Here is an 11,906-nt window from a genome sequence, read left to right on the forward strand (position 1 = left end):
CCGGATAGGGGGTGCCGACGGGGACCAGGAGGTCCGAGGGGTCGCCGGAGAGGTCCTCCAGGAGTGCTGCCAGTGTCTCGCGGTCCTCGGGCCCGGGCCCGGTCCGGCCGATCGCCCCCTCCAGTGTCATGTCCACCACCCTAGCCGTGCGGGCTGTCCGCTCCCTGTGCGGCGGTCCGCACACCGGCCACGGGGCCCGCCCGTGGCACTGCGCCCGGCCAGTGGTGCCCGGGACCACCCGGACCCGCGCGGCCACCTCCGTCCCACGGGCGACCGTGGGCCGGCGTGCCCTCGCTACCCTTGGCCCATGGCAGACCTGCTGACCTCCAACCACCTCCTCACGCTCTTCCTCGTGGTGGGGATCGGTGCGGCGCTCGGGGCGATCCGTTTCGGACCACTCCGACTGGGGGCCGCCGGTGCCCTCTTCGTGGGACTCGCGGTGTCCGCGTGGCGACCGGGTGTCGGCGAGGGCATGGAGATCGTCCAGCAGCTGGGCCTGGCCTTCTTCGTCTACACGGTGGGTGTCGCCGCCGGGTCGACCTTCTTCCAGGACCTCCGCCGCCAGACGGGACTGCTCCTGGCCTGCGCGGGGGTGTGCCTCCTGGGCGCCGTCGTGGCGGTCCTCGGCGGTGGTGCCCTCGGGCTGGACCGTGGGCTCACCCTGGGGCTCTTCACGGGCGCCCTCACCGCGGCCCCCGCCCTCGACGCCGCGACCCGGGTGACCGGGGACCCGATGGCAGCCGTCGGCTACGCCTTCGGGTACCCCATCGGCGTGGTCGTGGGCATCATCGTCGTCACCATGACCGTGACCCGTTCCTGGGCGGGGACACGGGACACGCCCTCCCTGGCGGGCACCGGTCTGGACGCGCTCACGGTGCGGGTGCGCCACAGCGTCTCCACCCGCCACATCCCCGCTTGGGTGGACCAGCGCATCCGCATGTCCTACCTGCGTCGTGACGGGCACACCCGGGTGGTCGTCCCCGGGGAGGACCTCCACGAGGGCGACCTCGTCCTCCTCGTCGGGGACCCCGCCTCCCTCACCGAGACCTTCAAGGAGATCGGTGACCCCACCAGCCGTCACCTCGCCGACGACCGCACCGACGTCGCCTTCGAACGGGTCGTCGTCTCCGACCCGGACGTCGTGGGGCGCACGGTCGCGGAGCTGAACATGGCGACCCGCTTCGGGGCGGTGATCACCCGCGTGCGTCGCGGCGACCTGGAGCTGCTGGCACGCGACGACCTGGCCCTCCAGCCCGGTGACCACGTGGCCGTGGTGGTCCCGACCGAGGAGCTGGACGCCGTCCAGACCTTCCTCGGGGACTCCGAGCGCCGGGTCGCCGAGGTCGACGCCATGGCCTTCGGGATCGGGATGGTCCTGGGCATGCTGCTGGGGACGGTGTCGTTCCCGATGCCCGGCGGGTCCTCCTTCCAGTTGGGGCCCGCGGCCGGGCCGCTGGTCGTCGGCATGCTGCTGGGAGCCCTGAGGCGGACCGGCCCGCTGGTGTGGTCCCTGCCGGAGTCCGCGAACCTGACGATCCGCCAGATCGGACTGATGCTCTTCCTCGCGGCACTGGGTCTGGGGGCCGGGCCCGACCTCGCAGGTCTGCTCGTCTCACCGCAGGGGTGGAGGGCAGGACTCCTCAGCGCAGTGATGGTGGCGGTGTGCTGCCTCGCGCTGGTCCTCGTGGGACGGTGGATGGGGCTGTCGGCGCCGAGGACCGCAGGCGGGGTGGCGGGCTTCCTCGGCCAGCCCGCCGTTCTGCAGGCGGCTGCCGCCAGGCTCGCGGACGAGAGGATCGAGGGGGCCTACGCGACCCTCTTCGCCTTCTCGATCGTGGTGAAGATCCTGCTGGTCCCGTTGGTCTGGACCCTCACCTGAGGAAGCGCCCGGGCCGCGACCGGCCGGCCGGGCCGTCGGACCGGTGCTGCGGGTACGCGGGGCTCAGTCGAGGTGGGGCGTGGAGTTGTTCGTCATCAGCACCGGACCCTCGAACCCGGCCTCCGTCAGTGCCTGTGTCAGTGAGCGCTGCGCCTCGATCGGGCGGGCGAGACCGGCATTGAGTTCCAGGTGGGTGATCTCCAGGGCTGCCACACCGGTGGGGTCCAGCACGGGCTCGACCTCGAAGCGACGCCCGAGGCAGCGTGCCGCCGAGGCCAGGTCCTCGGGCGCCCCGAAAACCCAGGTCGTGGCCCCGATCCCCTCGGGGACGTCATGGATGAAGGTGTGGACCAGGACGATGCGCCGGCCGGACAGGGGATGGACGCGTCCCACGCGTGCGAAGGCGTCGACATGGGCGTCCGCCACGTCGTCGTGGACGAGCGTGTGCGCATAGGTCCCGATCCCGCGCAGCGTGAGCTCCTCGGCGAGGACACCGAGGAACTCGTCCCCGAAGTCGTCCTCCGCGAAGTACATGACCGCGCCACCACCGGGCTGGTCCTGGCCCACCAGCGTCGTGGTGATGCCCGCAGCACTGAGCGCGCGGTGCGCGGTCCCTGCAGCCTCGCCGGGCCAGGTGTGCACGAGGGCCACGTTGGCCCCCATCCGTTGGACGAAGGCGTAGACGGCGAATCCGGGCGTGTCGTCCATGGGGCCTGCCTCCGCGTGTCGGGGAACCGGATCCGTCCCCGCTCCCGGACCCATCCTAGACGGCCGCGGACACCCGTCGAGGGGTCGCCGAGGGCGTCGCTGAGGGGGCGGCACCTGCTCGGGTCCCAGGAGTGCCGGCGGGTAGGGTGGAGGGCATGACGACGCCTCAATTCATCCTTGACCTGCGCGAACACATCGGTCATGCCCCTCTGTGGGTGCCGGGGTGCACCGCGGTGGTCCTGCGGCCCGGTCCGGGAGACGCAGAGGTCGAGGTGCTCGTGGTCCGCCGCGCCGACACCCGCGCCTGGACCCCCGTCACGGGCATCGTGGACCCGGGGGAGGCCCCGGCCGTCGCCGCGGTCCGGGAGGTCCGCGAGGAGGCCGACGTCGTCGCGGTCCCGCGCAGGTTGGTCTCGGTCGACGTGGTGGGCCCCGTCGAGTACGACAACGGGGACGTCTCGAGCTACCTCGACACCGCCTTCGTCCTGGACTGGGTCTCGGGTGAGCCGAGGCCCGCGGACGGTGAGAACACCGTGGCCCGCTTCGTCCCCGCTTCCCAGCTGCCACCGATGAACGACCGCTTCCGTCGGGTGGTCGCGCATGCCCTCTCCGACGAGGTCGCCGCCGCCTTCGACGACGGGCACGGCGCCGACGGGTCGGATCACGGGTCGGACTCCGGGTCCGCGGCCCGCCCGCGCCCGGCGGGACTCTGAGGCCGGGGTCCGCGGGTACGGGGTCCGCGGGTCCCAACCCCGCAGGTCCGAGGGCCGGGGACCCGGTCCCGGGCACCGCCCGGGTGGGCACCCCTGTGCGGACAGTGCGTGACGTGGGACACGTCCAGCGGTTGCGGGGCACACCACCCGGTGGTGCAATGGCCAGATGGAGAACACACCGGAGAAGATCGTGTACACCGCCGTCGCCGAGTCGACAGGAGGCCGTTCGGGGCGCTCCGTCTCGACGGATCCCGACATCAGCGTCGACCTGAGGGCACCCAAGGCCATGGGCGGTCCGGGCGACGGCACCAATCCCGAGCAGCTCTTCGCCATGGGGTACGGGGCGTGCTTCCAGGGCGCGCTCGGTCTGGCGGCGAAGGAGGCCGGGGTGTCCGTGGCCGACTCCGTCGTCCGCACCTCCGTGGGGATCGGTCCCGAGGGCGAGTCCTTCGCGATCTCGGTCCGCATCGAGGTCCTCGTGCCCGGCCTGCCCGTGGAGAAGGTCCAGGAGTTGGCGGACCGCACCCACCAGCTGTGCCCCTACTCCAAGGCGACCCGGGGGAACGTCCCCGTCGAGGTCACGGCCGTCGAATCGCTCTGAACCGGGCTCGCCCCGGACCCCGGGGCCGTGTGCGGTCCCCGCGTCGAGGCGGTCGGACCGGGACCGGCCCGGGCGTGCCGATGAGGTACCTCCGTGGTGCCCCCACCCGAGGGTGGGGGCACCACGCGTTCCGGGACGGAGGACGCACCTGACCGGGCACGGACCCGGCGGGGAGGGGAGGGTCCCTCCCCTCAGGCCCCCATCCAGTAGGCGCGCAGCGCACCCGACATCGCGTGGAGGTCGGCGATGTGGCTCATCTCCCGCGCCGAGTGCATCGAGAGCAGGCCGATCCCGACGTCGACCGTCGTGATCCCGAGCCGTGTCGCGGTGATCGGACCGATCGTCGACCCGCAGGGCATGGCGTTGTTCGACACGAACTCCTGGTGGGGGACACCGGCGGCGGCGCAGGCGCGGTCCCACAGGGCGCTACCGACGGCGTCGGTGGTGTAGCGCTGGTTGGCGTTGATCTTGAGCATCGGCCCCCGGCCCATGACCGGGCGCGTGTCGGGGTCGTGCCGGTCCGCGTAGTTGGGGTGCACGCTGTGCCCGGCGTCGCTGGAGACGCACGAGGACGCCGCGAGCATCCGTGCCAGAGCGTCGCCCTCGCGGCCCAGGGCCCACGCGGTGCGGTGCAGGACGTCCTCGAGGACTGGACCCGCGGCGCCCGAGCGGGTCGCGGAGCCGACCTCCTCGTGGTCGAAGCAGGCCAGGACCAGCACGTCGCCGCCCGTGGGCGGCTCCTGGGCGATGGCCTCCAGGGCGGTGAGGGCGGAGTGGACCGAGGAGAGGTTGTCCTGGCGCCCCGAGGCGAGGAAACAGCCGTCCTCGCCGAAGAAGTCCGGGCCCTGGGTGGGGATCGTGACGAGGTCGTGGGCGGCGATCCGGCTGGCGTCCTCCAGTCCCGCGTCGCGGGCGACGATGTCGAGCACGTCGGCGCCGGGGTGGTCCACGGTCCACACGGGGTGGAGGTGGCGCTGGGGATCCAGCTTGAGGCCCTCGGTGTTCACCCCGCGGTCGAGGTGGACCGCCAGCTGGGGGATGCGGGCGACGGCCCCGGTCCTGACCAGGACCTGACGGCCGTCGGTCGTCACCAGGCGCCCGGCCAGCGCCAGCTCGCGGTCGAGCCAGGAGTTCCACAGCATCCCGCCGTACACCTCGACGCCGAGCTGTCCCCATCCGTCGGGCGTGGTGGTCGAGGCGTTCGGCTTGAGTTTGAAGGCAGGGGAGTCCGTGTGGGCCCCGACGATGCGGAACCCACCGCCCTCCCCCAGGTTCTCCGGGACGAACCAGGCCATGACGGCCCCGTCGCGGACCATGACGTGTCCCCCGGGCGTGGCGTCCCAGGGTGCGGTCTCCTCCTGTCGGGCGAACCCCGCGTCCTCGAGGCGCTGGGCCACCAGGTGGGCCGCGTGGTAGGAGGAGGGGCTGTCGGCGAGGAAGTGGGCGTAGTCGATCGCGTGCTCGCGCGTGGCATCCAGAGGCATGGTGCCCATGGTAGGCCGGGGCGCCCGGAACACTCCCGCTCCGGTGCCCCACCCGGGTCGGCCTGCTCCGGGCCGCTCCGCCCCGGGCCCTCGCACCCGGGCCCTCCCGTCCCGGCACCGGCGACGCGGTGCCCGTGCGCCCGGATCCCGGCGACGCGGTGCCCGTGCGCCCGGATCCTGAGAGCACGGCGGGTCTCTCGCCGGGCGTGGCGGGGCAGGGCGGAATTATGCTGGTGCCATGGACACGGAGCTGGAAGTCCCCACCTGGACCCTCAATGACGGCGACGTCGTCCCCGCGATCGCGCTGGGGACCTACAAACTCAGCGGTGCCGGCGGTGTGGACGCCATGGTCTCGGCCATCCACCAGGGCTACCGACTGCTGGACTCGGCCTTCAACTACGAGAACGAGGGCGCCCTCGGCGAGGCGGTGCGTCGCGCAGGGGTCCCCCGCGAGGAGCTCCGCCTGACCTCCAAGCTCCCCGGTCGCCACCACCAGTACGACCAGGCGATCGACACCGTGCACGAGTCCCTCTACCGCGCGGGGCTGGACTACTGGGACCTGTACCTCATCCACTGGCCGAACCCGAAGGAGGGCAAGTACGTCGAGGCCTACCGGGCGCTCGCGGACCTGCAGCGCGAGGGACTGATCCGCTCCATCGGCGTCTCGAACTTCCTGCCCGAGCACCTCCACAGGATCATCGACGAGGTCGGGGTGGTCCCCGCCGTCAACCAGATCGAGCTGCTGCCCTACTTCCCCCAGACGGACCAGCTCAAGGTGCACGCCGAACTCGGCATCCGCACGGAGTCCTGGAGCCCGATCGGTCGCGGGAACGCGGTGGCGAAGGAACCCGTCATCATCGACATCGCCCGCGCCCACGACGTCAGCCCCGTCCAGGCGATCCTGCGCTGGCACCACCAGCTGGGGTCGATCCCCCTGCCCAAGTCCTCCAACCCGGGACGCCAGCGCGAGAACCTCGACGTCTTCGGCTTCGAGCTCTCGGAGGACGAGATGGCGGCCATCACCGCCCTCGGGCGTCCCGACGGACGCACGAACAACCAGGACCCGGCGGTCTACGAGGAGTTCTGAGCGCCGCCCAGGGGTGACACGACACGGAGGGCCCGCACCGACCGGTGCGGGCCCCTCCGTGTCACGGGTGTGCGTCCGTCGGGACGCGTGTGGACCTCAGGCCCCCAGTCGGCGGGAGACGGCGATCGCGCGCGTCACCTGGACGTCGAGGGCGGCGAGCGTGGCCTCGGAGAGGGGCTCGGTGTTCTCCGGGCCCGTCGCATGTGAGGTGCCGTAGGGGTTGCCGTCGACGAACTTCGTGGGATCGGTGTAGCCGGGCGTGACGAGGATGCCACCGAAGTGGGCGACCATCGTGTTGATGTGGATCAGCGTCGACTCCTGGCCACCGTGCAGCGTCTGGGAGGACGTGAAGGCCGTGTAGACCTTGTCCGCGAGCTTGCCCTGACCCCACAGGGGTCCCAGCGTGTCGATGAAGGCCTGGAACTGGTGGGTGACCGCGGAGTAGCGCGTGGGGGAGCCGAAGACCACGACATCGGCCCACTCGAGGTCCTCCGGCGTCGCGACCGGGTACTCGGCGACCTCTGCGGCGTTGGCGGCGGCCGGCGGGATCGCGGCGATCCGGTCGGCGGGGGTGTCGTCGGCGATCGGGCGGAGGCGGACCTCCGCACCGAGCGACTCGGCGGTGCTCGCCAGGCGCTTGGCCATGGCGGTCCCGTGTCCGGTGAACGAGTAGTAGACGATGGCGACCTTGGTCATGCGGTTCTCCTCAGGGTGCCGACCCGGTGGGATCGGTGTGGTTGATCTGGCAACAATCCGACGCTACCGCGATGCTGTTGCGCAGTCAACTGAATGGTAGGCTCGTGACATGTCGACCGACGGGAGACTCCTCGACGGGGAGCGGATGGGCGCGTGGCACGAGTGGATCGTGGCGGCGCGCACCTTCACCGCGCACCTGGACAGGCTCCTCGGTTCCGAGGTCGACCTCGCCCTCGTCGACTTCGAACTCCTCGACGGTCTCGGTGCGGCGCCGGAACCGGTGCGCATGTGTGACCTGGGCAGTTCTGTCGCGCTGACCCGCTCGGGTGCCACCCGCGCGGTCACCCGCCTCGAGAACCTCGGGCTCGTCAGGCGTCTGCCCTCGCCCACGGACCGCCGATCGACGGTCGTCGAGCTGACGACCCACGGCCGTGAGGTCCGTGCCCGGGCGGCCCTCGTCGTGGAGCGGGAGGTCGAGTCCAACTTCGTCGGCGTCCTCGGGGCTCCCGGGACACTCGCGGCGGGTGAGGCCGCGCGACAGGTCAGGGCAGCCCTCCGGCGGACGCCGGCCTGCCGCGCCCAGGCCGAGCAGGACGCCGCGAGCGGGTCGGAGGACTGACCGGGCCCCACCGTCCCCGGACGCGCGCCCCTTCGGGGAGCGGGTCGCATGGCACAATCGGCCCGTGTGGTCCTACCTCGGAGCGATGGTCCTCCTGGGCATCCTCGGGTTCGACCCCGGTCCGATGCTCATCTCGATCGCCGCGCTCTCCTTGGGAGCACGTCGACGTGACATCCTCATCTTCGCCGCCGCCCTGGTCGGTGGGACCGCGGTGTGGGGGAGCGCGCTCTCGGTGGTCGCCGGGCCCGCCGTCCGACGGGTCCACTGGCTCATCCTCGCCGAGTCCCCAGTGGGACTCACGCTGGCGGCGGTGGCGGCAGTCGCCCTCGTCGCCTGGGGAGTCGTCTCCCTCCTGCGCCGCGGCAGGTCGGGGGGACCCGGACGCACGGGCGACCTCCTGCGTCGGGACACCCGCACCGCCTCGCGCATGGCTGCGGGGTTGGTGCCGCTGATGCTCGTCGCGCTCGTCTTCGTGGCGGTGGTCATCTCCGATCCCCCGTTCCCGGCGGCGGTGGTCCTCTCCGCCCACCAGCCCGTGGCGGTGGTCGTCCTCGGGTTCCTGCTGTGGGCGGTGGTCTCCCAGTCACCACTCGTCGTCCTGGCGGTGGCGTTGGCGGCCGGTGTCGGGGACCGCGCCGTCACCGCGGCGCGGGAGCTGATGACGCGGGTCACGCCCCTGGCATCCCTCGTCCTCCCCGTCGCCTGTCTGCTGGGAGGTCTCGCACTGGGTGCGTGGGTCGTCGTGCGCCTGGTGGCGTGACGCCGGGGACGAGGGCGGGACCCGTCCGGTGCCGGGTGGCGCGGGGGCGGCTCAGTCGCCGAGGTCGCGCCGGTAGACGTTCGTCTCGCGCAGCTCGAACCCGCAGCGACGGTAGAGGCGGTTCGCGGCCTCACGGGAGGGGCGTGAGGTGAGGTCCACCGTGCGGGCGCCGAGCCCGCGGGCCAGGTCCACGGCGGCCTCCACCAGGGCCTGTCCGGCCCCCGTGCCCCGCGCCCGGGAGTCGACGACGACGTCCTCGATCCAGGCGCGCAGCCCCGTGGGGATCTCGAAGGTCGCAAGGGAGAGCATGCCGAGGATGCGGCCCTTCCCACCGGCCCCTCCCTCGGAGCGGTAGACGAGGAGGTGCACCCCGTCCTGGGCCACGAACCGGGCGGTGGCCTCGGCATCGAGCGGCTTGGAGCTGCGGGAGAGTTGGGGGATCAACAGGGCCATCGCCTCGACCAGTTCGGGTGAGGACGTGGAGACGAGTTCGACGGGCATGGTCACTCCTTCGTGTGTTCGTGTCTGGATCCTATCGGTGGCGCCCACGGTGGGCGGGCGGCGCTGCGTGCCCACCCCGGCAGGGTCAGCCCTGCGCGGTGGAGGACCCCGGCAGGTGGAACGAGGTGCGTTCGCAGGACATCTCGATGAGGCGGCGGGTGCCGCCCTCGACCTCCGTGTCGAAGACGATGCCGGTCTCCTCGAAGCCCAGTTCGGAGTAGAGGGCGCGCGTGGCCCTGTTGTGCTCGTAGACGCCCAGCGTCATGAGGTCGACCCCCGTCTCCTCGAACCCCGCCTCCACGCTGCGCCCGACGAGGGGGCGCCCGTAGCCCTTGCGGCGCTTGAGGGGGTTGATGAGCACACGTCCGAAGCGCCCGATGGTGCCGTCGTCATTGGTGGTGAGGGAGGCGTGCCCGATGGGCAGGCCGTCGGACTGGACGGCGGTCCACAGGATGCGCCCCGACTCCGCTGCGGTGTCCAGATCCTGCGTGAGCTGGTCGAGATCCAGTGGCCAGTGGAAGGTGGTGCCGGACCAGAGGACCATGTCCGTCCAGGTCGGGACCCATCCGAGCAGCACGGGCAGGTCGGATGCCTCGGTCCGTCTCAGCTGGAAGGTCACCATCCGATTATCCGCGTGACCAGCCCGCACGACGAATCCGACGCCTGCGCCCGTGGCGAACCTGAGCGTACGGTCAGACGGCGGCGCTTCGCCCGGTGGATCGTGCACGCGGCGACGCGGCGCTGCCAGCGCTGTGCCGGGAGCCGGCCCGGAAGACGAGCCTGCGTTGCAGGTGGAAGCTCACCAGGTAGAGCGTCCCGCCCCCCACCACCTTCGCGACGACCAGCGGCAGGCCCCAGGCGGTGAGCACGGTGAGTGCGAGCCAGGAGGCCACCACCATCGCCACGGCGAGCAGTGCGTAGCGCAGACCCGTGCGCCGGGCGGACCCCGGTGGGGCGTGGAAGAACCGCCGGTTGAGCGCGTGGTTGACGCCCGCTGAGATGATCCGGGCGCCGACGACGGGCAGGAGGAGGCCGGTGGACAGGGGTCGCAGGAGGACGAGGACGCCAAGGTCGACGCCGGAGGAGACCAGGGAGGAGGCGGAGAAGGCCAGGAGGGGGGCGTAGATCCGGGCGGAGTCGCGCAACGGGCGGAAGTGCGAGGTCGGGTTCCCCGGTTCGTAGACCGTCCCGATGGGCACCTCCACCACGGGCAGGTGCTCCCGGGCCGCGCGCAGGAGCACGTTGAGTTCGTACTCGTACCGCTGCCCCGGGACCGCCCCGACCCATTCCAAGAGGTCGGCGGGGTAGCCGCGCAGTCCGGTCTGGGTGTCGCGCAGGTCCCACCCGGTGGAGAGGCGGAAGAGGAACGCGGTGAGCCGGTTGCCGACCCGGCTGCGCAGGGGGACGTCGGGGGAGGGGCCTCGCACCCCCAGCACCATCGTCCCGGAGGACTCCACCGCGTCGGCGACCCGCAGGACGTCCTCGACGCGGTGCTGGCCGTCGGCGTCGGCGGTGACGACGTCCTCCCCGGGGAAGCGGAGCCGGGCCTCCTCCACCCCGATCCGCAGCGCGGCGCCCTTCCCACGGTTCACCTCCAGGTGCACGACCTGCGCGCCTGCGGTCCGCGCCGTCCCGAAGACGGCGGAGAACTCCTCCCCGGACCCGTCGTCCACCACCAGGACGTCGAGGCCGGGGCGCTGCGTCCGCAGGGAGCGCACGAGGGCGACCAGGCGCATGTCCGGTCGGTGGGCCGGCACGAGGACGATCACGACCCGTCCCGGATGTAGAGGATGTCGGAGGTGGCGCGTTCGCCCCCGTTGGAGGGTTGGTTGACCACTTCCCCGTTGAAGTAGAGCGTGGAGGAACCGCCCCCGTCGAGGTTGTAGGCGGTCGGCGCCCCGAGGTCCTGCATGATGCCCGCCAGCTCGGTCATCGTCACCCCGCGCGAGTACCCCTCGGACCGTCCGTCCACGACCACCAGGACGAAGTGGTCCGTGTCGATGATGCCGATGGCGGTGCGTGGCTGCTCACCCTGGATGGAGTGGTTGCCGATGTTCGTGTCGACCTCGACGGAGTCGATGCCGTCGACGACCTCGCCGTCCTCGACGAGCGCCGGGCCGAAGGAGAGGGTGTTCCACACGCCCTCGTCCACGAGGGTCTGGGCATCGGTCGTCGTCTCGTCGTAGACCTCCATGGTGCCGTCCCGGTAGAGGGCGAGGCCCTCCCGGGCGCCCTCGTCGCGGTAGACGACGCCGTTGCGGATGACGATGCCGGTGTCCCTGAACCCGTAGTAGTCGCCGTTGACGGCGAGCACCGCGTCGTTGTCGGCGGCGATCTCGGAGGTCTTCTCCGTGATGTTCTCCCCGAAGGCGTCCCGGGCGAAGGCCGAGCGCAGGTCCGTGGCGTCGCTGAGCTGGACGTCGGCGACGTAGTAGGTCACCGTGTCCGCGCCGCTCCCGGTGGTCACCTTCGTGACGGAGACGGAGGTGTCCGCCGACTCGTAGGTGGTGGAGGTCGTCGTGGTCGATGCGCTGGTGGCCGAGGTGCCGTCCGAGCCGGTGCCGCCCGATCCGGAGGATCCCGACTGCGTGGTCGTCGCGGTGCTGTCCGTGGAGGAGTCGTCGGAGGCCTCCAGGGAGGAGGCGTGGGTGATCTCGACGTGCTCGATGACGAACCGGTCGAGGGCCCAGGCACTCGTCCCGCCCACCGCCACCAGCAGCGCCAGACCCAGGAGCAGCGCGCGCAGGCGGCGCGAGGGCCGCCGGCGCCGGAGAGGGCCCCGTGCCACGCCACCGGTCGTGGCGTCCTCCTGCCCACCCCTGTCCCCGTCGCCGCCGGGATCCCGCGTCGGGGGTGGC

The 11,906-nt window shown here is 72.1% G+C and carries 13 protein-coding genes; 6 read left to right on the forward strand and 7 right to left on the reverse strand.

Features of this window, described 5'->3' with window-relative positions:
* The first annotated feature begins 307 nt into the window (after positions 1-307).
* A complete protein-coding gene (locus TA90_RS08630) occupies positions 308-1,879 on the forward strand; it encodes an aspartate:alanine exchanger family transporter (RefSeq protein WP_043535803.1) in 1,572 nt (523 codons plus the stop codon).
* A gap of 63 nt (positions 1,880-1,942) precedes the next feature.
* On the opposite strand, the gene TA90_RS08635 is transcribed toward TA90_RS08630, so the two are convergent.
* The gene (locus tag TA90_RS08635) at positions 1,943-2,587 is read right to left on the reverse strand and encodes a hypothetical protein (protein WP_043535804.1); all 645 of its coding nucleotides are present in this window, start codon (positions 2,585-2,587) and stop codon (positions 1,943-1,945) included.
* 155 nt (positions 2,588-2,742) lie between these two features.
* On the opposite strand from TA90_RS08635, the gene TA90_RS08640 reads away from it, so the two are divergent.
* Positions 2,743-3,300, forward strand: a complete 558-nt coding sequence (locus tag TA90_RS08640; RefSeq protein WP_074015364.1) for an NUDIX hydrolase — start codon at positions 2,743-2,745, stop codon at positions 3,298-3,300.
* A gap of 166 nt (positions 3,301-3,466) precedes the next feature.
* Positions 3,467-3,901 carry an organic hydroperoxide resistance protein gene (locus TA90_RS08645; RefSeq protein WP_043535805.1) on the forward strand — a complete coding sequence of 145 codons (435 nt, stop codon included), beginning with the start codon at positions 3,467-3,469 and terminating at the stop codon, positions 3,899-3,901.
* Between the two features lie 191 nt (positions 3,902-4,092).
* Here TA90_RS08645 and TA90_RS08650 read toward each other — a convergent pair whose 3' ends face one another.
* On the reverse strand, positions 4,093-5,394 hold the full coding sequence (locus TA90_RS08650) for a M18 family aminopeptidase (protein WP_043535806.1): 1,302 nt from the start codon (positions 5,392-5,394) through the stop codon (positions 4,093-4,095).
* Between the two features lie 229 nt (positions 5,395-5,623).
* Between TA90_RS08650 and TA90_RS08655 the strand changes: the two genes are divergently transcribed.
* Entirely contained in the window at positions 5,624-6,472 is an 849-nt protein-coding gene (locus TA90_RS08655) for an aldo/keto reductase (RefSeq protein ID WP_043535807.1), read from the forward strand.
* 96 nt (positions 6,473-6,568) lie between these two features.
* Here TA90_RS08655 and TA90_RS08660 read toward each other — a convergent pair whose 3' ends face one another.
* Positions 6,569-7,168, reverse strand: a complete 600-nt coding sequence (locus TA90_RS08660) for an NAD(P)H-dependent oxidoreductase (protein ID WP_043535808.1) — start codon at positions 7,166-7,168, stop codon at positions 6,569-6,571.
* Between the two features lie 109 nt (positions 7,169-7,277).
* Between TA90_RS08660 and TA90_RS13275 the strand changes: the two genes are divergently transcribed.
* Positions 7,278-7,787, forward strand: a complete 510-nt coding sequence (locus TA90_RS13275; protein WP_052450687.1) for a MarR family winged helix-turn-helix transcriptional regulator — start codon at positions 7,278-7,280, stop codon at positions 7,785-7,787.
* A 64-nt stretch (positions 7,788-7,851) separates the two neighbouring features.
* Positions 7,852-8,547: a hypothetical protein gene (locus tag TA90_RS08670; protein ID WP_043535809.1), complete on the forward strand. Its 696-nt coding sequence runs from the start codon at positions 7,852-7,854 to the stop codon at positions 8,545-8,547.
* A gap of 51 nt (positions 8,548-8,598) precedes the next feature.
* Here TA90_RS08670 and TA90_RS08675 read toward each other — a convergent pair whose 3' ends face one another.
* The 4 genes from TA90_RS08675 to TA90_RS08690 all read right to left on the reverse strand — a co-directional run.
* Positions 8,599-9,048: a GNAT family N-acetyltransferase gene (locus tag TA90_RS08675; RefSeq protein WP_043535810.1), complete on the reverse strand. Its 450-nt coding sequence runs from the start codon at positions 9,046-9,048 to the stop codon at positions 8,599-8,601.
* 85 nt (positions 9,049-9,133) lie between these two features.
* Positions 9,134-9,670, reverse strand: coding sequence for a GNAT family N-acetyltransferase (locus TA90_RS08680; RefSeq protein WP_043535811.1), 537 nt, complete (start codon positions 9,668-9,670; stop codon positions 9,134-9,136).
* A 70-nt stretch (positions 9,671-9,740) separates the two neighbouring features.
* Positions 9,741-10,817, reverse strand: a complete 1,077-nt coding sequence (locus TA90_RS08685) for a bifunctional glycosyltransferase family 2/GtrA family protein (RefSeq protein WP_052450688.1) — start codon at positions 10,815-10,817, stop codon at positions 9,741-9,743.
* Positions 10,814-11,906: phosphodiester glycosidase family protein (locus TA90_RS08690; RefSeq protein WP_231550707.1), on the reverse strand; the 1,093-nt coding region annotated here is incomplete at its 5' end. The genes TA90_RS08685 and TA90_RS08690, both read right to left, overlap by 4 nt.

The organism is Actinomyces polynesiensis, from assembly GCF_000820725.1.
Taxonomy (GTDB): Bacteria; Actinomycetota; Actinomycetes; order Actinomycetales; family Actinomycetaceae; genus Pauljensenia; species Pauljensenia polynesiensis.

Excerpts from the sequence above, each read along its gene's own strand:
- TA90_RS08630 (WP_043535803.1), top strand. The coding sequence starts at position 308 with ATGGCAGACCTGCTGACCTCCAACCACCTCCTCACGCTCTTCCTCGTG.
- TA90_RS08635 (WP_043535804.1), bottom strand. The coding sequence starts at position 2,587 with ATGGACGACACGCCCGGATTCGCCGTCTACGCCTTCGTCCAACGGATG.
- TA90_RS08640 (WP_074015364.1), top strand. The coding sequence starts at position 2,743 with ATGACGACGCCTCAATTCATCCTTGACCTGCGCGAACACATCGGTCAT.
- TA90_RS08645 (WP_043535805.1), top strand. The coding sequence starts at position 3,467 with ATGGAGAACACACCGGAGAAGATCGTGTACACCGCCGTCGCCGAGTCG.
- TA90_RS08650 (WP_043535806.1), bottom strand. The coding sequence starts at position 5,394 with ATGGGCACCATGCCTCTGGATGCCACGCGCGAGCACGCGATCGACTAC.
- TA90_RS08655 (WP_043535807.1), top strand. The coding sequence starts at position 5,624 with ATGGACACGGAGCTGGAAGTCCCCACCTGGACCCTCAATGACGGCGAC.
- TA90_RS08660 (WP_043535808.1), bottom strand. The coding sequence starts at position 7,168 with ATGACCAAGGTCGCCATCGTCTACTACTCGTTCACCGGACACGGGACC.
- TA90_RS13275 (WP_052450687.1), top strand. The coding sequence starts at position 7,278 with ATGTCGACCGACGGGAGACTCCTCGACGGGGAGCGGATGGGCGCGTGG.
- TA90_RS08675 (WP_043535810.1), bottom strand. The coding sequence starts at position 9,048 with ATGCCCGTCGAACTCGTCTCCACGTCCTCACCCGAACTGGTCGAGGCG.
- TA90_RS08680 (WP_043535811.1), bottom strand. The coding sequence starts at position 9,670 with ATGGTGACCTTCCAGCTGAGACGGACCGAGGCATCCGACCTGCCCGTG.